Annotated in this window: 25 protein-coding genes; 14 read left to right on the top strand and 11 right to left on the bottom strand. The window is 68.9% G+C overall.

Annotation, left to right across the window (positions count from 1 at the left end; all coding sequences use genetic code 11):
* Positions 1-47 precede the first annotated feature (47 nt).
* Positions 48-677 (bottom strand): lysozyme, encoded by a 630-nt coding sequence (locus VKQ35_RS14530; RefSeq protein WP_324362819.1) that lies wholly within the window; start codon positions 675-677, stop codon positions 48-50.
* A 135-nt stretch (positions 678-812) separates the two neighbouring features.
* Here VKQ35_RS14530 and VKQ35_RS14525 point away from each other — a divergent pair, with 135 nt between their 5' ends.
* Complete coding sequence (locus VKQ35_RS14525; protein WP_324362817.1) at positions 813-1,583, top strand: enoyl-CoA hydratase; 771 nt, start codon at positions 813-815, stop codon at positions 1,581-1,583.
* A gap of 2 nt (positions 1,584-1,585) precedes the next feature.
* Here the strand turns inward: VKQ35_RS14525 and VKQ35_RS14520 are convergent, their stop codons facing one another.
* Complete coding sequence (locus VKQ35_RS14520) at positions 1,586-2,095, bottom strand: hypothetical protein (RefSeq protein ID WP_324362816.1); 510 nt, start codon at positions 2,093-2,095, stop codon at positions 1,586-1,588.
* Positions 2,096-2,185: 90 nt separating this feature from the next.
* Entirely contained in the window at positions 2,186-2,368 is a 183-nt protein-coding gene (gene rpmF, locus VKQ35_RS14515; RefSeq protein ID WP_111515250.1) for a 50S ribosomal protein L32, read from the bottom strand.
* Positions 2,369-2,524: 156 nt separating this feature from the next.
* On the opposite strand from rpmF, the gene VKQ35_RS14510 reads away from it, so the two are divergent.
* Positions 2,525-2,935 (top strand): MAPEG family protein, encoded by a 411-nt coding sequence (locus tag VKQ35_RS14510; RefSeq protein ID WP_324362812.1) that lies wholly within the window; start codon positions 2,525-2,527, stop codon positions 2,933-2,935.
* Here VKQ35_RS14510 and VKQ35_RS14505 read toward each other — a convergent pair.
* Complete coding sequence (locus VKQ35_RS14505) at positions 2,932-3,288, bottom strand: MmcQ/YjbR family DNA-binding protein (RefSeq protein WP_324362810.1); 357 nt, start codon at positions 3,286-3,288, stop codon at positions 2,932-2,934. The two genes, VKQ35_RS14510 and VKQ35_RS14505, sit on opposite strands and share 4 nt — an antisense overlap.
* Positions 3,289-3,298: 10 nt before the next feature.
* Positions 3,299-3,739, bottom strand: a complete 441-nt coding sequence (locus VKQ35_RS14500) for a DUF2214 family protein (RefSeq protein ID WP_324362808.1) — start codon at positions 3,737-3,739, stop codon at positions 3,299-3,301.
* 58 nt (positions 3,740-3,797) lie between these two features.
* Here VKQ35_RS14500 and VKQ35_RS14495 point away from each other — a divergent pair, with 58 nt between their 5' ends.
* The gene (locus VKQ35_RS14495; protein WP_324362806.1) at positions 3,798-4,631 is read left to right on the top strand and encodes a helix-turn-helix domain-containing protein; all 834 of its coding nucleotides are present in this window, start codon (positions 3,798-3,800) and stop codon (positions 4,629-4,631) included.
* Here the strand turns inward: VKQ35_RS14495 and VKQ35_RS14490 are convergent, their stop codons facing one another.
* The gene (locus tag VKQ35_RS14490; protein ID WP_324362804.1) at positions 4,632-6,272 is read right to left on the bottom strand and encodes a CTP synthase; all 1,641 of its coding nucleotides are present in this window, start codon (positions 6,270-6,272) and stop codon (positions 4,632-4,634) included. It lies immediately after the preceding gene.
* A gap of 77 nt (positions 6,273-6,349) precedes the next feature.
* On the bottom strand, positions 6,350-6,787 hold the full coding sequence (gene secG, locus VKQ35_RS14485; RefSeq protein ID WP_324362802.1) for a preprotein translocase subunit SecG: 438 nt from the start codon (positions 6,785-6,787) through the stop codon (positions 6,350-6,352).
* A gap of 149 nt (positions 6,788-6,936) precedes the next feature.
* Between secG and VKQ35_RS14480 the strand changes: the two genes are divergently transcribed.
* A complete protein-coding gene (locus VKQ35_RS14480) occupies positions 6,937-7,476 on the top strand; it encodes a GNAT family N-acetyltransferase (protein ID WP_324362800.1) in 540 nt (179 codons plus the stop codon).
* On the opposite strand, the gene tpiA is transcribed toward VKQ35_RS14480, so the two are convergent.
* Positions 7,473-8,216 (bottom strand): triose-phosphate isomerase, encoded by a 744-nt coding sequence (gene tpiA / locus VKQ35_RS14475; RefSeq protein ID WP_324362798.1) that lies wholly within the window; start codon positions 8,214-8,216, stop codon positions 7,473-7,475. The two genes, VKQ35_RS14480 and tpiA, sit on opposite strands and share 4 nt — an antisense overlap.
* Positions 8,217-8,351: 135 nt before the next feature.
* On the opposite strand from tpiA, the gene VKQ35_RS14470 reads away from it, so the two are divergent.
* Entirely contained in the window at positions 8,352-10,310 is a 1,959-nt protein-coding gene (locus VKQ35_RS14470; RefSeq protein ID WP_324362796.1) for a peptidylprolyl isomerase, read from the top strand.
* On the top strand, positions 10,307-11,839 hold the full coding sequence (gene trpE, locus VKQ35_RS14465) for an anthranilate synthase component I (RefSeq protein WP_324362794.1): 1,533 nt from the start codon (positions 10,307-10,309) through the stop codon (positions 11,837-11,839). Before VKQ35_RS14470 ends, trpE begins: the two co-directional genes overlap by 4 nt.
* A 10-nt stretch (positions 11,840-11,849) precedes the next feature.
* Here the strand turns inward: trpE and VKQ35_RS14460 are convergent, their stop codons facing one another.
* Entirely contained in the window at positions 11,850-12,053 is a 204-nt protein-coding gene (locus tag VKQ35_RS14460; RefSeq protein ID WP_324362792.1) for a hypothetical protein, read from the bottom strand.
* Positions 12,054-12,162: 109 nt separating this feature from the next.
* Here VKQ35_RS14460 and VKQ35_RS14455 point away from each other — a divergent pair, with 109 nt between their 5' ends.
* From VKQ35_RS14455 to VKQ35_RS14425, 7 genes are all read left to right on the top strand, one after another.
* Complete coding sequence (locus VKQ35_RS14455; protein ID WP_324362790.1) at positions 12,163-13,305, top strand: patatin-like phospholipase family protein; 1,143 nt, start codon at positions 12,163-12,165, stop codon at positions 13,303-13,305.
* 3 nt (positions 13,306-13,308) lie between these two features.
* The gene (locus VKQ35_RS14450; RefSeq protein WP_324362788.1) at positions 13,309-14,094 is read left to right on the top strand and encodes a 3-hydroxybutyrate dehydrogenase; all 786 of its coding nucleotides are present in this window, start codon (positions 13,309-13,311) and stop codon (positions 14,092-14,094) included.
* 28 nt (positions 14,095-14,122) lie between these two features.
* Entirely contained in the window at positions 14,123-14,713 is a 591-nt protein-coding gene (locus VKQ35_RS14445) for an aminodeoxychorismate/anthranilate synthase component II (protein WP_324362786.1), read from the top strand.
* 10 nt (positions 14,714-14,723) lie between these two features.
* Positions 14,724-15,737: an anthranilate phosphoribosyltransferase gene (gene trpD / locus VKQ35_RS14440; protein ID WP_324362784.1), complete on the top strand. Its 1,014-nt coding sequence runs from the start codon at positions 14,724-14,726 to the stop codon at positions 15,735-15,737.
* Positions 15,734-16,525: an indole-3-glycerol phosphate synthase TrpC gene (gene trpC, locus VKQ35_RS14435; protein ID WP_324362783.1), complete on the top strand. Its 792-nt coding sequence runs from the start codon at positions 15,734-15,736 to the stop codon at positions 16,523-16,525. Before trpD ends, trpC begins: the two co-directional genes overlap by 4 nt.
* Positions 16,526-16,685: 160 nt before the next feature.
* A complete protein-coding gene (gene lexA / locus VKQ35_RS14430) occupies positions 16,686-17,375 on the top strand; it encodes a transcriptional repressor LexA (RefSeq protein ID WP_324362781.1) in 690 nt (229 codons plus the stop codon).
* A gap of 129 nt (positions 17,376-17,504) precedes the next feature.
* Entirely contained in the window at positions 17,505-17,810 is a 306-nt protein-coding gene (locus VKQ35_RS14425) for a hypothetical protein (protein WP_324362779.1), read from the top strand.
* Positions 17,811-17,860: 50 nt separating this feature from the next.
* Here the strand turns inward: VKQ35_RS14425 and VKQ35_RS14420 are convergent, their stop codons facing one another.
* Both VKQ35_RS14420 and VKQ35_RS14415 read right to left on the bottom strand, forming a co-directional pair.
* Positions 17,861-18,136, bottom strand: coding sequence for a hypothetical protein (locus tag VKQ35_RS14420; RefSeq protein ID WP_324362777.1), 276 nt, complete (start codon positions 18,134-18,136; stop codon positions 17,861-17,863).
* On the bottom strand, positions 18,136-20,349 hold the full coding sequence (locus VKQ35_RS14415; protein ID WP_324362775.1) for a ComEC/Rec2 family competence protein: 2,214 nt from the start codon (positions 20,347-20,349) through the stop codon (positions 18,136-18,138). The genes VKQ35_RS14420 and VKQ35_RS14415 overlap by 1 nt, the downstream gene beginning before the upstream one ends.
* Between VKQ35_RS14415 and gltX the strand changes: the two genes are divergently transcribed.
* Complete coding sequence (gltX, locus tag VKQ35_RS14410; RefSeq protein ID WP_324362773.1) at positions 20,327-21,733, top strand: glutamate--tRNA ligase; 1,407 nt, start codon at positions 20,327-20,329, stop codon at positions 21,731-21,733. The two genes, VKQ35_RS14415 and gltX, sit on opposite strands and share 23 nt — an antisense overlap.
* Positions 21,734-21,741: the final 8 nt, after the last annotated feature.

Here is a 21,741-nt window from a genome sequence, read left to right as displayed (position 1 = left end):
CCCGCGGCTTTACCCTGACCCGTCCGAAATCTGCAACCGCGCCAGCCCTATTGGGCGATCAGCCCGCGCACCCGATTGCCGAAGGCGTTGGCGTCTGCCGGGGCCAGGCCGCTGTAGAAGGCGAACTCCGCCAGCCGCCGGCAGAACAGGCCGCCCACGAAGGCGCCCTTGGCGAAGGACCAGACGGCGAAGGCGTCGCGGATCGAGGCCGGCGCCTTGATCGCCTTGGCGCGGACCTGGCCCGCCAGCGTCCGGATGTCGGCGTCGGCCGGCAGCGGTCCGGCGGCCAGCCCCTGACGATGCAGCGTCGCCAGGGTCGATCCGGCCAGATGGCCGGTGTTGAAGTCGAACGACACCAGCGCGTCGTACTGGTCTTGCGTCGCGCCGGGCAGGACCACCGCGTCCACCGCCGGCTCGAACCGCGCCATGTCGGCCGTCAGCAGGGCGACCGCGCTCGCCTTGGTGATGCCGCCCGGGTACTGCGCCATGGCCTTGGCGCGATTGCTGGCGCCGCTGAGCTGCTGGCCGGTCGCCGGGTCGGTCAGGGCGTGGCCGTAGCCGATCGTCCAGATGCCGACGAGGTCCATATAGGGATCGTAGTTCAGGGTGCTGGGATCGCCGTCCTTGATCCCCTCCCAGGCGCTGATGAACACGCCGCAGTTCGCGCTGACCGGCATTCCCCGTCCCTCCCCATGGCCAAGTCATTTCGACCCCAAATTGCATCTCTCGGCAATACATCTCAGAGCTGGGTTGGAGGTCGTTGACACGGCCAGGCGCCTGCCGCCATGCGAGGGGCCGCTAGGAGAATCCGCATGCTGCTCGTCGAACGCCAGGACGCCGTCGCCATCGTCACGCTCAATCGCCCGGAGGCGATGAACGCGCTCTCCAAGGCGCTGCGGGCGGCGCTGCGCCAGGCGCTCACCGAATTGGACGCCGACCCATCGGTGAAGGTCGTGGTGCTGACCGGCGCGGGCGAGCGGGCGTTCACGGCGGGCCTGGACCTGAAGGAGCTCTCCACCGATCCGCTGGGCATGGGCGCCGCCAATGCGACCGATCCGGCGGAGAACCCGGCGCGGGCGGTGCTGGCCTGCTCCAAGCCGATCGTCGGCGCCATCAACGGGGTGGCGATCACCGGCGGCTTCGAGGTGGCGCTGGCCTGCGACGTCCTGATCTGCTCGACCAACGCCCGCTTCGCCGACACCCATGCCCGTGTCGGCATCACGCCGGGCTGGGGCCTGTCGCAGAAGCTTTCCCGCGCCATCGGCCCCTACCGCGCCAAGGAGCTGTCGCTGACCGGCAACTTCCTGTCGGCCCAGCAGGCCTACGACTGGGGCCTGGTGAACCGGGTGGTCGAACCCGCCGAGCTGATGCCCGCGGCGCTCAAGCTGGCGCATGAGATGGCCTCCATCGAGGCCGATATGCTGGTGACCTACAAGGCGATGATCGACGACGGCTATGCGCTCTCGATGGGCGACGGCCTGGCCCTGGAGCACGAACGCTCGATCGTCCACAACGCCATGGTGACGCCCGAGATGGTCGAGGCCCGGCGCGCGGCGGTGCAGGCCCGTGGCCGGACGCAGTAGCGTCAGGAGCACCCTTCGATGAGGGTGATCGAGCGGCTGCCGACGTAGATCGCCTCCACGGCGCCGGCGATGTTGCTGTCGTAGCGCACGCCCCGCTTCCCGTGCGCCGTCCACCAGATCATCTCGTGGGCCGGCTCTTCCTCGTAGGGCGTCGTCTCGACCTTCAGGCGTGGCCCATAGGCCCGCCTGACCTCGGCCTCGCTGGCCCCGATGCCGAGGCCGCGGTCGGTGACCAGGCGGCTGGGCGCCTCGATCGTGATGCGCGTGACGATTCCCCGCTCGGCCATCACATAGAGGCCCTCCTGGCTCGGCAACTCGTCCTGACGGCATTCGAAGCTGTCCGGGCCGGGGCCCCGAGGCACGCGAAGATGGAACAGGCGCACGGCGTCCCGCTCGCGCATGCCGACGCGCAGCTTTCCCCAGCCCTGCGCGGTGAGCGGCGGCGCGGCGAAAGCGGCGGTCGCGACGGCGGCAAGGGCGATGGCGATGAGCGTCACGCGTCGGATCGGCATGGCGCCGAGCCTAGGGGAGAACCGCAGAATCAGAAACGCCGGCCGCGATCCGCAGCCGGCGTCTCAGAATCTCATACGGCGTGGAAGCGCCTAGTCTTCCTTCGGCGTCAGGACCTGGCGGCCCTTGTACATGCCGGTCTTCAGGTCGACGTGGTGCGGGCGCTTCAGCTCGCCGGTTTCCTTGTCTTCGACGAAGGAATTGGCGCCAAGCGCGTGGTGCGAACGGCGCATGTTCCGCCGCGAGGGCGAAGTTTTGCGTTTGGGAACAGCCATCGGATCGGTCTCGCGGGCGTGAGTAGGAGGCCGGAGGCAAAAGGGGCCGCCGACGTGAGCGGGGGCTTATGCATGAAACCCCCTCGCCGATCAAGGCCGACTGATCCACTCTCCCGGCCAATCAGACCCGCTACCAGAACTTGGGGGAGGCTTATCATGGACCAACGCCTGATCTTCACGCCCATGGGCTCGCTGGCGTTCCTCACCTTCGGCGTGCTGCTGCTGATCCCGCTGCGGCGGTTCCGCGCGGGCGCGGCGGGCGAGATCGTCAGTGACGATTTCAAGTTCGGCGAGTCGGCCAATGTGCCGGGCCACGTCGCGATCCCGAACCGCAACTACATGAACCTGCTCGAACTGCCGATGCTGTTCTACGTGGGCAGCCTGATGTTCTACGTGACCAGCAAGGTCGATGGCCTGGTGCTGGGGATCGCCTGGCTCTACGTGGGCCTGCGGATCGTGCACTCGATCATCCACCTGACCTACAACAAGGTCATGCACCGGCTGGCGCCCTTCGCGCTCAGCAATGTCGTGCTGATGGCCTACTGGCTGATCTTCTTCCTTCGCTAGGCCTTCGACAGGCGCTTGGGCGCCACATGCGTCCAGGCGAGGCGCAGGACGGTGCGAAGCGTCGCTTCGTCGATCGTCTCCAGCCGCAGATAGGTCCAGCCGTGGTGGCCATAGGTCTCGGTGGGCTGGATCGCGCCCGGATGCCCCGCGGCCATGTTCAGCTGATCCTCGCGGTCGAGCTTGACCACGGCGACATTGTCCCAGCCGAGCGAGGTGAACAGGCTCCGGTCTCCGGTGACCCCCAGCATGGCGAAGATCTTCTGGTTCACCCGGAACGCCGGGCGGCGCCGGTGCAGGTCCTCGTAGGCTTCAGGCAGGCTAAGCGCGATCCGCCGCAGGTCGTCGCCAGTCATGAGAAGGCGGTCACGTGAACTCGCCAAAGCCTCGGGCCATGGCCGCCGCGAAGGCCGGCAGCAGCGCGAAGAGCGCCATTTCCGCCCAGAGCCAGCGCCGCACGTTCGCCACCTGCGCCTCGCTCGGCGCCGCGCCCGAGCGCCGCCAGCGGATGTAGGCCACGGTCGGCGGGATCGACAGCAGGCCGATGACCAGGAAGGTCCCCACCTTCAGGTGGAAGAACAGGTTGTGGGAATAGTAGGCCCAGCCCTTGGCCGCGAAGATCGCCCGGCTGAACCCCACGCCGATGATCAGGCCGGCCAGCACCCCGTACATCAGATCGATCCGGCCGACCCGCGCCACGGTCGCCAGGTCCACGCCCTTGCGAACCAGAACCAGCTCGCCGAACAGCACGCCGAACAGGCTGAACACCAGGATGTGGTGAGCGATCGCCAGGGTCAGATCGAGCATGGATGAGCCTCCTGCCAGCTATGCTATCAACTAACAGCGGAAGGAGGGAGCCGCGGCCATGGACGAGGTGACAGTCCGGTTTCTGCCGCCGACACCGTCCCTGCGCGACACCATGGTCTTCTACTATGTGGTGCGGATCGGCGAGGACCCCGTCGAGGACCTGCTGCATCCGGAAGGCGCCCATATCCGCCTGATCCTGGCGGGCGACTGGCGGATCACCTTCGCCGACGGCGCTCAGGCTACTGCGTCAGGTCCCAGCGCCGTCATCACCGGTGCGCTGAGCCGGGCGGCGACGGTTCACGGGCCCGCGGGCGGGATCATGGTGAGCGTCGGCCTGTTGCCGCCGGGCTGGGCGTTGCTCTCCGATCAGAGCGCGGCGGCCTATGTCGATGACCTGAAGCCGCTCTCGGACCTGGTCGGCGACGCGGCGTCCGAGATCGTCGAGGCGCTCGACGCCGCAGCGGATGACGAGAGTTATGGCCGCGCGCTCGACGCTTGGTTCCTGAAGCGGCGCGCGCTTAGGCCGCCGACCGATCCGCTGGTCGCGGGCGTGCATGTCGGCCTCATGGACGAAGGCGTCGCCTCGGTGGCGGAATGGGCGCGCCGGCTCGGCTGCTCCACGCGGCAGCTGGAGCGCGTCGTGCGCGACCATATCGGGATCACGCCCAAACGCCTGCTGCGCCGCCAGCGCTTCCTGCGATCGTCCGCCAGCCTGCGCGAACAGCCGCTCGGCGGCTGGGGCCAGGCGATCGACGAGCGCTACGCCGACCAGCCGCAGTTCATCCGTGAGTTCAACTATTTCATGGGCATGCCGCCGCGCGTCTACTTCGCCCGCAAATCCCCGTTCATGAGCGCGGGCGCGGAGGCGCGAAAGGCGCTGGCGGCCGGCTAGTCAGACCAGACGGCTGCGGTTGCGCGCCGCGCCGATGAAGCTGGCGAACAACGGGTGCGGGTCGAAGGGCCGGCTCTTCAGCTCCGGGTGGAACTGGACGCCGATGAACCAGGGATGGTCGGTGCGCTCGCAGAGCTCCGGCAGCACGCCGTCCGGCGACAGGCCGGTGAACTTCAGCCCGGCGTCCTCGATGGCCTCGCGGTAGGCGATGTTGACCTCGTAGCGGTGGCGGTGGCGCTCGGAGATGGTCGGCGCGCCGTAGATATCCGCCACCCGGCTGCCCGGCGTCAGCACCGCCTCATAGGCCCCGCAGCGCATGGTGCCGCCGAGTTCGCCGCCCTCCTCGCGCAATTCCTTCTCGTTGCCGCGCACCCATTCGGTCATCAGACCGACGATGGGCTCCGAGGTCGGGCCGAATTCGGTGGAGGAGGCCTGGCGGATGCCGGCCAGGTTCCGCGCCGCCTCGATCATCGCCATCTGCATGCCAAAGCAGATGCCGAAATAGGGAATGGCGTGCTCGCGGGCGAAGCCGACGGCGCGGATCATACCTTCCGAACCGCGCTCGCCGAACGCCCCGGGCACCAGCACCCCGTGGACGCCGGTCAGCCGCTCGCCGATCAGGCCGTCGTCCTTCTCGAAAGCCTCGCCCTCGATCCAGTCGAACTTGACCCGGACGTTGTTGGCGACCCCGCCGTGGGTCAGGGCCTCGATCAGGGATTTGTAGGCGTCGGTCAGCGCCGTGTACTTGCCGACGATGGCGATGTTCACCTCGCCGTCCGGGTGGCTGAGCGTGTGCGAGATCGACTCCCAGCGGCTGAGGTCCGGCGCGGGCGCCGTGTCCTTCATGCCGAAGACGTCCAGCACTTCGGAATCCAGCCCCTGCTCGTGATAGTCGAGGGGCACGTGGTAGATGTTGGCGCTGTCCATCGCCTGGATCACGGCGCTTGGCCGCACGTTGCAGAACAGGCCGAGCTTCTTGCGCTCGCCTTCGGGGATCGGCATCTCGCAGCGGCAGAGCAGGATGTCCGGCTGGATGCCGATGGACCGCAGCTCCTTGACCGAGTGCTGGGTCGGCTTGGTCTTCATCTCGCCCGCCGTCTTGATGAACGGCAGCAGCGTCAGGTGGATGAAGCACGCGTGGCCCCTTGGGAGCTCTTGCCCCAATTGGCGGATCGCCTCGAAGAACGGCAGGCCCTCGATGTCGCCGACCGTGCCGCCGACCTCGACCAGCACGAAGTCGACGCCCTCGCCCGGATCGGCCAGGACGAAGTCCTTGATCTCGCCGGTGACGTGCGGGATCACCTGCACCGTCGCGCCCAGATAGTCGCCGCGCCGCTCCTTCTCGATGATCGTCTTGTAGATCTGGCCGGTGGTGATGTTGTCGTTCTTGGTGGCGTTGACGCCGGTGAACCGCTCGTAGTGGCCAAGGTCGAGGTCGGTCTCGGCGCCGTCGTCGGTCACGAAGACCTCGCCGTGCTGATAGGGGCTCATCGTCCCCGGATCGACGTTCAGATAGGGGTCGAGCTTGCGCAGCCGCACGCCGTAGCCGCGCGCCTGCAAAAGCGCGCCGAGAGCGGCGGACGCGAGACCCTTACCCAATGAGGAGACCACGCCGCCGGTGATGAAAATGTACCGGGCCATGGGCGTTCAGAGTAGCAGCGATTCGGGGAGCCGGGGCCGCAATCGGCGCCGGCGGGACTGAGCTTTTAGCCGCGCCACTACTTTTGCGGCGGGCTCGCCGGCTGGACCGGTTGCGGCTGGCCGAGGAAGGGGTTGTTGATCGTCGGCGTGGGCGCCTGCAGCGGCGTGGGCGCGCTGCCGGGACCGCCGGGCTGAGCGGTGCCGGCCGGCGGCTTGGCCTTCTGTTGTTGCAGCAGCGCCGGGTCGAGGGAGTCGATCTTCATGCGGTCGACGATCGACGACGCGCCCTTTTCGCGGCCGGCCAGGATGGTCAGCAACAGGCTGATGATGAAGAAGCTGGCCCCCAGGATCCAGGTGGTCCGGGTCAGGAGGTCGCCGGCGCCGCGCACCGACATCATGCCGGCCGAACTGCCGCCGCCCACAAAGCCGCCCCCTTCGGAGCGCTGCAGCAGGACGACGCCGACCAGCGTCACGCTGACGATGATCTGGAGGGTGAGCAGGAGGCCGATCAGCATGGGTCTTCTTTAGTCCGGTATGTTCGGGCAGTCACACCTTCATCGAAACGAAGGGCCGGCCGCCGAAATGAAGCGCGGGCTCTATCACCGAGCCCGCCCCAAGGCCATAGCTAGGGCGTCGCAGTCTCCACACAAGCGTTACGTCCGTCATGAGCGTCGACCTCAGCCTGTTGCCGATCCTCGAGACCGCGAGGCTGCGCCTGGCGCCGCTGGTCGCGCAGGACGCGCCGCACATCTTCCCCCTGATGCGCGACGCCGAGGTCATGGCCTTCTGGGATATGCCCGAGATGGACGACCCCGACCTGATCGCCCGGATCGTTGAGGGCCAGGTGGAGGAGATGCTCGCCGGCCGCGCCGTCTATTGGGCGATGCGGGAGCTGGCGGACGGCCGCTTTATCGGAACCTGCGACCTCTCGGAGATCGACCGGCGCCATCGGCGTGCGGAGGTGGGCTTCATGCTGGGCCGCGACGCCTGGGGCCAGGGCTATGCGTTGGAGGCCATGCAGGCGGTCCTGGCCTATGCGGCGACCATGGGCCTGAGGCGCCTGCTGGCGCGAACCCATCTCGGCAACCGCCGTTCGGACAGCCTGCTGGAAAAGCTCGGGTTCGAGGAGGAAGGCATGCTCCGCGGCCACGTCCTGCGCGACGGCGAGCGGCGCGACTGTCGGCTGTTCGGGCTGCTGCTTTAGGCCGCGCCAATAATCCCCAGGAAATCCTCGGCTTTCAGCGACGCGCCGCCGACCAGGGCGCCGCCGACCTCGGCCGCGTGGAGAATCTCGGCGGCGTTGGAGGGCTTCACCGAGCCGCCATAGAGGATCGCGGCGCTGTCGGCGGCCGCGCCGAACATCTCGCTCAGCGTGGCGCGGATGGCCCGGTGCATCTCCTCGATCTGCGGCGTGGTGGGCGTGAGCCCCGTGCCGATCGCCCAGACCGGCTCATAGGCCACCGAAAAGGCCTTGCCGGCCAGGGCGCTGGGGAGCGAGCCCCTCACCTGCCCGGTCACGACGCTCAACGCCTCGCCGGCTTCGCGCTGCCGCAGGGTCTCGCCGACGCAGACAATGGGTTCGAGCCCGGCGCGTAAGGCCGCGGCGACCTTGGCCGCGACCAAGTCGTCGGTTTCGCCGTAGCCCGCGCGGCGCTCGGAGTGGCCGAGGATCACCAGGCTCGCGCCCGCATCGGCCAGCATCTCGGCGGCGACGTCGCCGGTGTAGGCGCCCGACGCTTCGGCGCGGCAGTCCTGGCCGCCGACCTGCACTACCGAGCCGGCCAGCGCTGCGCTCATGCGCTGGATCAGGGTTGCCGGCGGACAGATCGCGACGCGGGCGGCCGTCCCGCCCAGACCGGCGGCCACTGCGGCGGCCTCCGTCAGCGCGGCGGACAGACCGTTCATCTTCCAGTTTCCGGCGATGAGGGGCGTCGGAGCGGTCATCGGGCCTCGCAAAAAGAGCTTCGGCGGCGGTTAAGGCAAGCTGGGCTGCATGTCACGCGCTTGCCGGGCGGGAGTGGCCTCCACTATACCGGCGCCCACGCCTGCGCCCTGCTTCGCGCTCCTGAAAGAGATTCAATGCTCGCCAACATCCGCGCCTTCACGAATTCCTGGGCCGCGAAGGTCATTCTCGGCTTGGTTATCGTCAGCTTCGTGGTGTTCGGGATCGGCAACCGCGACCTGCTGCATCCGAAGATCAGCAACGCGGTGATCACCGCCGGGCCGCGCAGCATCGGCCCGGCCGAGTACAAGCGCGCGTTCGACAACTACATCAAACAGGTCGAGCAGCAGGTCCACCAGGAGGTCACCCCGCAACTGGCGGCCGACAACGGCCTCGACCAGCGGGTTGCCCAGGGCATGGCGACCAGCGAAGCCTTCGCCGCCTATCTGACCAAGATCGGGATCCGCCCGTCCGACAAGCTGATCGCCGGCGAGATCCAGAAAATCCCCGCCTTCTTCGACCAGGTCTCGGGCCGCTTCGACCGCAATTCCTATCTGAGGCGGCTGGCCGACAACAACCTGACCGCCGCCAATTTCGAAAGCCAGATGCGCGACCAGCTGAGCGAGCAGCACGCCGCGACCGGCCTGATCACCGGCCTGCGGGTGCCGCGCGCCTACGCCGCCATGGGCGCGATCTACACCGTGGAAAGCCGCGACCTCGGCTACTTCACCATCGCGCCGGCCAGCGTGCCGCAGCCGCCCGCGCCGACCGACGCCCAGCTCACCGAGCTGATGAAGGAAAACGCGGCCCAGCTGACGCGGCCGGAATTCCGCACGCTGACCGTCGTGAAGTTCTCGCCGACCCAGGTCGCGGCCAACGCGCCGGTCGACCCGAAGGAGGTGCAGAAGCGCTTCGATTTCCGCAAAGACACGCTGTCGAGCCCCGAGACGCGCACCGTGATCCAGATCCCCGCGAAGACGCCGGCCGCCGCCGTGCAGATCGCCCAGGGCCTGGCCAAGGGCACGGACGCCGAGGCCGTGGCCAAGGCCGCCGGCGTCGAGGCGATCACCTATGCCAACAAGCCGCAGTCGGCGATCCCGGACAAGAAGGTGGCCGCCGCCGCCTTCGCCACGCCGTCCGGCCAGGTGGCGACGGTGAAGGGCGACCTCGGCGTCGCGGTTGTGAAGGTGATGTCGGTCACCCCCGGCCGCGCCGTGACCCTTGAAGAGGTGCGTCCGGCCATCGAAGCCGAAATCCGCAAGGACCAGGCCTCGGAGAAGGTCTACGCCCTGACCCAGGCCTATGACGACGCCCACCAGGGCGGCGCCACGCTGGCCGCCGCCGCCGCCAAGGCCGGGGTCCCGACCACCAGCATCGGCCCGGTGAGCCAGGGCGGCCGCGACCTGACCGGCCAGCCGGTGCAGGGCCTGACCCAGAAGCTGATGGAAACCGCCTGGTCGCTGCCGGCCGGCGGCGAGAGCGAGGTCGAGGACGCCGGCAACGGCGAGTTCTTCGCCGTGCGCGTCGAGAAGATCACCCCGCCGGCCATGCCGCCGCTGGAGGAAATCCGCCCGATGCTGGCCAAGGCCTGGACCCAGCGCGAGCTCGGCAAGGCCCTGCAGGCCAAGGCCGACGGCTACGTGGCGCGGATCAAGAAGGGCGAGACCCTGGCGGCCGTCGCCGCTTCGGCCGGCTCCAAGGTCTCGGAAGTCCCCGGCATCGACCGGCGCAACGCCAGCCAGAACCAGGCCCTGGGCCAGGACGTGCTGGGCAAGCTGTTCACCTCTCGCCCCGGCGACGTCTTCGCGGCCCAGGACGCCCAGGGCTTCGTGGTCGGCAAGCTGGAGGCCGTGCACGGCGGCGACCCGACCCAACTCGCTCAGATGGTCGAGCAGCTGCGCCCGCAGATGACCAGCGGCTACCTGCGGGAGATCGGCGAAAGCGCCCACGTCTACGCCCGCCAGAAGATCAAGGTGACCATCGACTCCAACCGCGCCCGCGAGGCCATCGGCCTGGAGCCGATCGATCCCAAGGCTCAGGCGGCGGGCGGCAAGACGGCGACGGGCAAGCCCGGCAAGGCGCCGCTGGCCAAATGACCATCGAGCCTGCGTATCCGGCTTTCGAGCAGGCATACCGGGCGGGCCGTCCGCAGCTTGTCTGGACCCGGCTGATCGATGATCTGGAGACGCCGGTCTCCGCCTATCTGAAGATCGGTCACGGACGGCCCTACGCCTTCCTGTTCGAAAGCGTCGAGGGCGGCGCCTTCCGCGCCCGCTATTCGATCATCACCCTGAATCCCGACCTCGTCTGGCGCTGCCGGGGCGACAAGGCGGAGGTGGCGCAAGGCGCGGACATCGCGGCGGGTAAGTTCACGCCGCAGCCGGGCGGCGCGCTCGACAGCCTGCGCGATCTGGTCGCCGCCTCGCGGATCGAGCGGCCGGAGCACCTGCCGCCACCCTCGGCAGGTCTGTTCGGGGCCATGGGCTACGACATGATCCGGCTGGTCGAGCGCCTGCCGGACATCAATCCCGATCCGCTGGGCCTGCCCGACGGCGTGATGACCCGGCCTTCGATCGTCGCCATCTTCGACGCCATCGCCCAGGAGATCATCCTGGTGACGCCGGTGCGGCCGGATGCGAGCTCCGCCCAGGACGCCTACGACGCGGCCCAGGCGCGCATCGCCGCGATCAAGGCCGATCTGAAGAAACCCGCGCCGCCGCTGAAGGGCGATGGCGTCCCAGAGCCCGACGCCTTCACCTCCCCGATCAGCCGCGAGCGCTATTGCGAGATCGTCGAGAAAGCCAAGGACTATGTCCGGGCCGGCGACGTCTTCCAGGTGGTGCCGAGCCACCGGTTCCGGGCGCCCTTCCACCGCGACCCGTTCGCGCTCTACCGCTCGCTTCGGCGCACCAATCCCTCGCCGTTCCTGTTCTACCTGAACTTCGGCGACTTCCAGCTGGCCGGCTCGTCGCCCGAGATTCTGGTTCGGCTGCGCGACGGCAAGATCACCATCCGCCCGCTCGCCGGCACGAGGCGGCGCGGGGCGACGCCGGCCGAGGACGCCGCGCTCGAAGCCGAGCTGATCGCCGACCCCAAGGAGCGCGCCGAGCACCTGATGCTGCTGGACCTGGGGCGCAACGACGTGGGCCGGGTGGCCATGCTGAAGGACCGCGGCGCCAACGCCCCGCCGCAGACCCGCGCGTCGCCGCGGGTGCGGGTGACCGCGAGCTTCTTCGTCGAGCGCTACAGCCACGTGATGCACCTGGTCTCCAACGTCGAGGGCGACGCCCCGGAGGGGCTCGATCCCGTGGACGTGGTGATGGCGGCGCTCCCCGCCGGCACGCTGTCGGGCGCGCCCAAGGTCAGGGCCATGGAGATCATCGACGAGCTGGAGATCGAAAAGCGCGGCGTGGGCTACGCGGGCGCCGCGGGCTATTTCGGCTGCGACGGCTCGGTGGACACCTGCATCGTGCTGCGGACCGCGCTCTTCAAGGACGGGATGATGTACGTCCAGGCGGGCGGCGGCGTGGTGGCCGACAGCGACCCCAACGCCGAATACGAAGAGACCCTGCAAAAGGCCCGCGCGCTGCGCCAGGCGGCCGAGGAGAGCTGGCGGTTCGTCTAGGCGCGGCCGCCTACTCTATCGCGCCCTTGGCGGCGTGCTCGGTGTGCAGCGGCGGGGCCATGATCATGGCGGTGGCGAAGGTCAACGCGGCGACCGCGAGGAAGCCCGCGGCGGCCAGCACCGGCCACATCCGCTCCGCCCGCCTAGGCCGCTCGAGCAGGCGCCGCGCGCGGGCCATTTGTTCGGCGTCCAGGGCAGAATCGGTGGCGGACATGGCTAGAGGATCGCGCCGAGCCTTGCCGGGCGCAATCGGCGGCGCCACATGGCGGTCATTGTGCGGCGCAATATGATTTCGACCGCTCCCCTTCCCGCTGGACGCCCCCGTGACCGTAGAACAGCCCCGTCGCGTCCTCGTCCTGCAAGGCGGCGGCGCGTTGGGCGCCTATCAGGCCGGCGTCTATGAGGCGCTGAACCGCGCGGGCCCGGAGCCCAGCTGGATCGCCGGCATCTCGATCGGCGCCATCAACGCCGCGATCATCGCCGGCAATCCCCCGGACAAGCGCCTGGAGCGGTTGCAGCAATTCTGGGAGCTGGTGACCTCCGGCTGGTCCTTCGGGCCGCCCGACGGCGCCGACGTCTTCCGCGGCCTCCTGGGCGACGCCAGCATCGGCTGGGCGATGACCACGGGCGTGCCGGGCTTCTTCACCCCCCGCGCGATCTCGCCGCTGCTGCTCTCCGCCGGTGGGCCCGACGCGCTCAGCTTCTATGATTCCAGTCCGCTCAAATCCACGCTGGAGAAGCTGGTGGACTTCGACCGCATCAATGCGCGCGAGACCCGCCTCAGCGTCGGCGCGGTCAACATCCGCACCGGCAACTTCGTCTATTTCGACAACGCCCATCAGACCATCGGACCGGAGCACATCATGGCCTCGGGCGCGCTGCCGCCCGGCCTGCCGCCGGTGGAGATCGACGGCGAGTGGTACTGGGACGGCGGCCTCGTCTCCAACACCCCGCTGGAATACGTCCTGGATCAGGATCAGACCGATGACCTGGTGATCTATCAGGTGGACCTGTTCAACGCCCGCGGCCCGATGCCCAAGACCCTGCAGGAAGCCGCCGAGCGGGAGAAGGACATCCGCTACTCCAGCCGCACCCGTCTCAACACCGATCAGCAGTTGAAGATCCACCGTCTGAAGACCAGCCTGGCCGACCTGCTGAAGACCCTGCCGCAGGACATGGCCGAAGACCCTGACCTCAGTCTTCTCAAAGACTTCGCGAAAGAACCTTCGGTGATCGTGGTGCAGCTGATCTACCGCGACCGCGCCTACGAGGGCAGCTTCAAGGACGTCGAGTTCTCACGCCAGTCCATGGTCGATCACTGGGCCTCAGGCCTGGTCGACGGCGAGCGCAGCATCCGCCGCCGGACGCACAATCCGCCGAAGCCAGGGCCGGGCGGCGCGCTCAGCATCGACCCCGGCCTCGACGCCAACCCCGACCGCACCAACCCCAGAGATGAGGACGCCTAAGCCATGATCCTGCAATCCAAGACCGCCGTGATCACCGGCTCCACCAGCGGCATCGGCCTGGCCATCGCCCGCGCGCTCGCCAAGGAAGGCGCCAACGTCCTGATCAACGGCTTCGGCAAGCCCGAGGACATCGAAAAGGAGCGCGCCGCCATCGAGGCCGAGTTCGGCGTGAAGTGCCTCCACTCGCCCGCCGACATGACCAAGCCCGACGAGATCGCCGCCATGATCGCGCTCGCCGAAACCACCTTCGGCTCGGTCGACGTGCTGATGAACAACGCCGGCATCCAGTTCGTCTCGCCGATCGAGGAATTCCCAATCGAGAAGTGGGACCAGATCATCGCCATCAACCTCACCTCGGCCTTCCACTGCATGCGCGCGGCGATCCCGGGTATGAAGCAGCGCGGCTGGGGCCGGATCATCTCCACGGCCTCGGCCCACAGCCTGGTCGCCTCGCCCTTCAAATCGGCCTACGTCGCGGCCAAACACGGCATCGCCGGCCTGACCAAGACCGCCGCCCTCGAGCTCGCCACCCACGGCGTGACCGTGAACTGCATCAGTCCCGGCTACGTCTGGACGCCGCTGGTGGAGAACCAGATCCCCGACACCATGAAGGCGCGCGGCCTGACCCGCGATCAGGTGATCAACGACGTCCTCTTGGACAGCCAGCCCACCAAGCAGTTCGTCACCGTCGACGAGGTCGCCGCCATCGTGGTCTTCCTCTGCGGCGACGCGGCCAAGCAGATCACCGGCGCCAATCTGTCGGTGGACGGCGGCTGGACGGCGGAATAAGGCGATGGGCTCAAGGAGCGGGGCCGCCATGATCCTGGTGATCGATAACTACGACAGCTTCACCTACAACCTCGTCCACTACCTGAACGAGCTGGGGGCGGAGACTCATGTCGTGCGCAACGACGCGATCACGGTGCGCGAGGCGCTGGGGATGAAGCCGCAGGGCGTGCTGCTGTCGCCGGGCCCCAAGACGCCGAACGACGCCGGCATCTGCCTGGCCCTGTTGGAGGCGGCGCCGGCGGATCTGCCGATCTTCGGGGTCTGCCTTGGGCACCAGGCGATCGGTCAGGCCTATGGCGGCGAGGTGGTGCACGCCAAGGCGCTGATGCACGGCAAGATCAGCCTGATCCGCCACGAGGGCAAGGGCGTCTTCGCCGGCCTGAAGAACCCCTTCACGGCGACGCGCTATCACAGCCTGTCGGTCGAGAAGGAGGTGCTGCCGGCCGAGCTGGAGATCACCGCCTGGACCGAGGACGGCGAGATCATGGGCGTGCAGCACCGCACGCGCCCGGTGCACGGCGTGCAGTTCCATCCGGAATCCATCGCTACGGAATGCGGCTACGAGCTGCTGGCCAACTTCCTCGACATCGCCGGCGTCAAGCGCGCCGTGGACGCCTGATCCCGCGCCCATGTCCGACGCTTTCAAGCCCTTGCTCAACCTGCTGGCCGATGGCGGCACGCTCTCCGAAGACAACGCCGGCGAGTTCTTCGCCGCCTGCCTGCGCGGTGAGCCGACGCCGAGCCAGGTGGGCGCGGCGCTGACCGCCATGCGGATGCGCGGCGAGACCCTGGGCGAGATCGTGGCCTGCGCGCGCGCCATGCGCAAAGCCGCCGTGCAGATCGAACCGCCCTACCCGACCATCGACGTCTGCGGCACCGGCGGCGACGGGCTGCACACGCTGAATATCTCGACCGCGGTGGGATTCGTCGTGGCGGGCGGCGGCCTGAAGGTCTCCAAACACGGCAACCGCGCGCTGTCGTCCAAGTCCGGGACCGCCGACGTGCTCACCGAGCTCGGGGTCGATATCGCCATGCCCGTCGACCGCCAGCTGAAGGCGCTGGACGAGGCCGGCATCTGCTTCATGTTCGCGCCGGCGCACCACGGCTCCATGCGGCATGTCTCGCCGATCCGCGCGGAGCTGGGCTTTCGGACGATCTTCAACCTGCTAGGCCCACTGACCAATCCGGCCGGCGCCCAGCGCCAGGTGGTCGGCGTCTTCGCCGAGCGCTGGGTCGCTCCGCTCGCCGAAGCGCTGAAGGTCCTGGGCTCGGAGCGCGCCTGGGTGGTGCACGGGACCGGCATGGACGAGATGACCACGACCGGCGAGACCAGCGTGGCGGAACTGCGCGACGGCCAGGTGCGGCTGTTCGCCGTGACGCCGGAGGCTGTGGGCCTGCCGCGCGCAGCCCTGGCCGATCTGACCGGTGGGAGCCCCAAGGACAACGCCGCGGCGCTCTCGCGCCTGCTGGAAGGCGAAAAGGGCCCCTACCGTGACATCGTCACCCTGAACGCGGCGGCGGCCTTCCTGGTCGCCGAGCGCGTCGAGACGCTGCGCGAAGGCGTCGAGTTGGCCGCCCAGGTCGTCGACGACGGCCGGGCCAAGGCGACGCTCGACAAGCTCAAGAGCCTCGCCGGCGCATGAGCGACATCCTCGACCGGATCGCGGCCTACAAGCGCGAGGAGGTCGCGCAGCGCAAGGCCGTGCGGCCGCTGCGCGAGATCGAGGCGGCCGCCCGCGACGCCTCCGAGCCACGCGGGTTCCGCGCCGCCCTGGAACGCGCCCACAGTCCGGGACGTTTGGCGCTGATCGCCGAGATCAAGAAGGCCTCGCCCTCGAAAGGCCTGATCCGGGCGGACTTCGATCCTTCGGCCCTGGCTCACGCCTATGAAAACGGCGGCGCGACCTGCCTTTCAGTGCTCACCGACACTCCGAGCTTCCAGGGCGCTGACGACCATCTGATCGTGGCCCGGATGGCCGTGGGACTACCCTGCCTGCGCAAGGAGTTCCTGGTCGATCCCTGGCAGGTGCCGGAAAGCCGCGCGCTGGGCGCCGACGCTGTGCTGGTGATTCTGGCGATGGTCGACGACACCCTGGCCTCGGACCTGATGGAGGCCGCCCACGCGCACGGCATGGACGTGCTGGTCGAGACCCACGACGCGGCCGAATTGGCCCGGGCGGCGGCGCTCAAGGCCAACCTGATCGGCGTGAACAACCGCGACCTGCGGACCTTCGATGTCGACCTTGCGATCACGGAGCGCCTGACCGGCGCCGCGCCCAAGGACGCCCTGCTGGTGACGGAGAGCGGCATCTTCACCGCGGGCGACGCGGCGCGGCTCGAGCGATCTGGGGCCAAGGCCATGCTGGTGGGCGAAAGCCTGATGCGGCAGGCCGACGTCGAGGCGGCGACGCGAATCCTGCTGGCCGGTTGAGTCGGGTTTCCGGGCGTCCGGGAGCCGGAATTTCCTGTGCAGTTTCAGCGACAGACGCCGTAACTTGACATTAATGCGGAACACCTAGAGAACATTCTCAACGTTTGCGCTTTGTTCTCCCGACGCTCTTGTTGGCGCGCTTTAGTCGAGGTCCGCACCGATGCTCACCCGCAAGCAACACGAACTGCTGATGTTCATCCACGAACGGATCAAGGAGAGCGGCGTCTCGCCGTCCTTCGACGAGATGAAGGAGGCGCTGGACCTGGCGTCGAAGTCCGGCATCCACCGGCTGATCACCGCGCTGGAAGAGCGCGGGTTCCTGCGCCGCCTGCCCCACCGGGCGCGCGCCTTGGAGGTGGTGAAGCTGCCGCAGCAGGCCACCATGGCCGCCCCGCCCAAGGGGCGCGCACCCTTCAAGCCACAGATCGTCGATGGCGGACCGGCCATGCCGCCCGCCGCCAACGACACCCGCGAACTGCCGATCCTGGGCAAGATCGCCGCCGGCACGCCCATCGAGGCGATCCAGCAGGAGCGCGACCGCATCCCGGTGGCCGAGAGCATGCTGGGCGCCGGCGAGCACTTCGTCCTGGAGATCCAGGGCGACTCGATGATCAACGCCGGCATCCTGGACGGCGACTTCGTGGTCATCCGCCGCGGCGACACCGCGACATCGGGCGACATCGTCGTGGCGCTTGTCATGGGCGAGGAAGCCACCCTGAAGCGCCTGCGCCGCAAGGGCGCCTCCATCGCCCTGGAGGCCGCCAACCCGGCCTATGAGACCCGAATCTTCGGACCCGACCAGGTGGATGTGCAGGGCAAGCTCGTCGGGCTGATCCGCCGCTATCACTAGGCCGCAAAGCGGTGCAACCTTCGCTTTGGCTCGGCGTTTCGACGCTGGGCCGGGGCGTTTGCAAACAGACAATCGCTCCTGTTGTCGAAGGCGCCGCACTCAAGCGGTGTCGATAGGGAGAGACCAAACATGCGCATCCTCACTCTGGCGGCGGTCGCCGCGCTGAGCCTCGCGGCCGCGGCCTGCCAAAAGCCCGCCGAAAAGGCCGCTGACGACACCACCAAGGCGAACGCCGAGTCGGCGGCGGCCAGCACGGCGGCCACCACGGCGGCGACGGACGCCTCGGCGGCGGCCGCTGCGCCGACTCCAGATGCGGCCAAGGCCGACGCCAATGCGGCGACCGACGCCTCCAAGACCGCGGCGGCGCACGCCGACAAGGCGGCCGACGCCAGCAAGGACGCGGCTAAGGCCGACGCCAAGGCGGCGAAGAAGTAGCCCTACGAGACCGGAGCCCTGGCCTGAAGCGCCGGGGCTCCCCCTCACCTTCAAGCCTCGTGGTATTCGAATTCCACCAGATAGACCTTCTCGCCGGGTCCGTGCCTGGCGACCTTCAATAGATCGACCACGCCCAGGAAGCCTGATCTGCGCGCCAGGTCTGGCGTGATGTCGCCTAGGGCGATCTCGCGGATCGAGGTCACCTCGATCGCGCCTTCGCCCAGCGGATAGCGCCCCCCGACCTTCACATGCGGCCTTTGCCAGATGCGCACGCTGCAGGTGACCTCGCCGCGCATCACCGGCTCGCGCAGGCGCTTGGTGAACATCATCGCGGGTCGGGGCCCCAGGTCCAGGGCCGGCGCCCACGCGCGTCCTGCGCCCAAACGATCCGCCACTGCGTCGCGCTCTCGCGGAACAGCTCGGCCGAGCCGCCGCGGGCGAAGTCCGCGCCGGTCAACACCAAGGGCCCAGAGCAGGCGTCCGGCGCCTCGTCGTTGCGCAGAATCACGACCTCAGAGGACCCGCACATCTGGGCGAAACGGCCATCCTTCAGCGGCCGCTTCATGTTCCAGGCGGCGGCGACCTTCACCGGCGCGGTGGCGAGCGGCGTGCAACTCCAGTGGTCGCAGTCATAGCTGGCGTCGCGGACAGCTTCGTTTTCCTGCGGGACGAGGCCACGCCGGCGCGCCCAGAGTTCCGCCCCGAACAGCTTCACGTCCGGCCGGAACAGGATGGCGTCCTTGCCGGCGTGGACGGCCACGGCCGAGCCGGCGCCGTCCACCCAGATGTCCGGGATTGGCGGCTTGGGCGCGAGGTTCACCGCCAGCGCCAGCGGCAGGCCCAGCCACCGCAACCGGCCCTTCCAGAGGCAGAGCCAGAGCAGGCCCAGAAAGGCCGCCGGCAGCGACCAGTTGGGACCGCTCGCCACATTGATCTGAGCGTAGGGCGCGGTGGCGGCGATGTGCGCCACCCGGTTCATCAGGTCGATGGCGAAGCCGGCCACCTCCAGCGGCCACTTCCCTAGGCCGAACGGCGCCAGCACCGCCCCGATCGCCAGCCCCGGCATCATCAGGAAGCCGGAGATCGGCTCGGTGACCATGTTGGAGATCAGGCCCCAGGTGGAGACGCGGTTGAAGTCCTGCATGGCGAAGGGGCCGGTCGCCGTGCCGGCGACGAAGCTCGCCGCGGCGCCGGCGAGCGTCCAGGTCCAAAACCCCTGGAGAATCTTGATCGGCCAGGGGGTGTTGATCTCCCGCACCGGATGTCGCCAGACCTCGGCGAGCGCCACCAGGGCGGCCGTGGCGGCGAAGGACATCTGGAATCCGGGCTGGGTCACGGCCTCAGGCTGCAGGAAAAGCACCACCAGCGCGGCGAGCGCCAGCGCGTGCAGGCTGATCGCCTGACGATCGACCAGGATCGCGCCAAAGGCCACGGCGGCGGTCACCGCGGACCGCTCGGCGGGCGGCGGCCAGCCGGAGAGCACCAGGTAGGCCAGCACGGAGGCCAGGGCCAAGGCGGCGGCGACCTTCTTGCCGGGCGCCCGCAGCGCCAGCCACGGCCAGGCGGCGATGCCGAAACGGGCGATGGCGAAAACGAAGCCGCCGACGATGGCCATGTGCAGGCCACTGATCGAGATGATGTGCGCCAGGCCCGCGGCGCGCAGGTCGTTGACCTGGTCCTTGGGGATGAAGGCGTCATGGCCCGTGGTCATGGCCGCGGCCAGCCCGCCGCTCTGGATGCCCAAGGTGTCGACGATCCGCCGCGTCAGCGCCCAGCGGAGCGCATTGATCCGCATGGTCAGCCGCAGACGCGCCGGCGGCAGGTCGGGCGGATACCAGGTCTGTACGGGCCCGAGCGCGAAGCCGACGCCCCCGACACTCTGGAAAAAGGCGTCGCGGGCGAAATCATAGGATCCGGGACTGGCGGGCTGCGGCGGTGTGTTGATGACCGCCAGCAGGCGGATCGGCTCGCCCGGCGCGGGCAGATATCCACCTCGCAAGGTGACGCGGACCCGGATCGGGGTGGCGGCCGGCGCCCGGTCGGCGATCCGGTAGGGTGCGATCAGGAGGCGTGGCCCGCCCTGACCTGGGCTGACAATATCCACCACCCAGCCCTCCAGCCGCTGCGGCTTGGTATCGACACCGGCCACCGGGGCCTTGGCCCCTTCGGTGCGCAGCTTGGCCATGGAGAAGCCGCCCAGGCCGCAGGCCAGCAGCACCAGCAGCGCGGTCAGCGCCCTCACCCGGCTCCAGCGGCTCGCGCCAAGCAGCACCGCGGCGGCCACCGCCACGCCCGCGAACCCGACCCACGCCTGCGGCTCGCGCAGCAGGGCGAAATAGAGCCCGGCGCCGCAGCCGAAGGCTACCGGGCTCCACAGCGTCCAGCGCTCGCCTTGCCGCTCGATCTCCTCACCGACCCAGGTGCTTAGGCCCGCGAGGCTAGGACGCGCCTTGGGCGGCGTGCTAAGAGGCGCCGCCCCGGCTCCCGCCGCAGCTTCCCCAGGTTCCCCCAGCTCGATGTCCGACAAGCCCGTCGTCACCCGTATCGCCCCCTCGCCGACCGGCGCCATGCATATTGGCACCGCCCGGACGGCCCTGTTCAACTGGCTTTATGCTCGCCACACGGGTGGCAAGTACCTGCTGCGGGTTGAGGACACCGACCGCGAGCGGTCCACGCAGGCCGCTGTACAGGTTATTTTCGATGGGCTGGCGTGGCTGGGGCTCGAAGCCGACGAGGCGCCGGTCTTCCAGGCCAGCCGCGCCGATCGCCATGCCGCCGCCGTCGCCGAGATGCTGACGCGCGGCTCCGCCTACCGGGACTACATGACCCCCGATGAGTTGGAGGCCGAACGCACCGCCGCCCGCGCCGAGGGCCGCGTCGTGCGCTCGCCGTGGCGCGACGCCTCGCCCAACGACGCGCCGGACCGCCCCTTTGTCGTGCGCCTGAAGGCTCCGCTGGAAGGCGAGACCCTGATCGGCGACCAGGTGAAGGGCGCCGTGACCTTCCAGAACAAGGACCTCGACGACCTCATCCTGCTACGCACCGACGGCACGCCGACCTACAATCTGGCCGTCGTCGTGGACGATCACGAGATGGGCGTGACGCATGTGATCCGCGGCGACGACCACCTGAACAATGCCGCGCGCCAAACCCTGATCTACCAAGGCCTCGGCTGGACCCCGCCGGTCTGGGCGCACCTGCCGCTGATCCACGGGCCGGATGGGACCAAGCTCTCCAAGCGTCACGGCGCCCAGGCGGTCAGCGAGTTCGCCGACATGGGATATCTGCCAGAGGCTATGCGCAACTACCTGGCCAAGCTCGGCTGGGGCCACGGCGACGACGAGATCTTCAGCGACGAGCAGGCGGTGGCCTGGTTCGACATCAAGGACGTGGTCGGCGCCCCGGCCCGCCTGGACTGGGACAAGCTCAACCACCTCAACAACCACTACATCCGCCTGGCCGAGCCGGCGCGGCTGGCGGCCCTCGTCGCCGCGATCCTGAAGAGCCGGGACTGGCCGCTGCACGATGGCGACCTGGCGAGACTCGCCCACGTGATCCCCTTCGTCCGCGATGGGGCCAAGACGACGCTGGAACTGGCCGACGCCGTTGTCTTCGCGCTGAAGCGCCGCCCCTTGGCGATGACAGACAAGGGCAAGGAACTGCTCACCGAAGAAACCCGCGAGCGCTTTGCCCGCCTGCGCGCCGCCTACGCCGGCCAGGGCGCCTGGGATGTTCCAAGCCTCGAAGCGCTGAACCGAAGCTTCGCCGAAAGCGAGGGCGTCGGCCTGGGAAAGATCGGTCCGGCGCTCCGTCAGGTGCTCTCCGGCGGATCGCCGGCGCCCGACCTTGCCGGCGCGCTTGTTTCACTCGGGAAAGACGAAAGCTTGGGCCGTCTCGACGATGCGCTTTCGCTTGGCGGCTAACGCGCTAT

Origin of the sequence: Phenylobacterium sp. (genome assembly GCF_035309685.1) — a bacterium.
Lineage (GTDB): Bacteria > Pseudomonadota > Alphaproteobacteria > Caulobacterales > Caulobacteraceae > Phenylobacterium.
The sequence above is the reverse complement of the archived record's forward strand: the minus strand, read 5'-3'. Positions and strand labels throughout refer to the sequence as shown.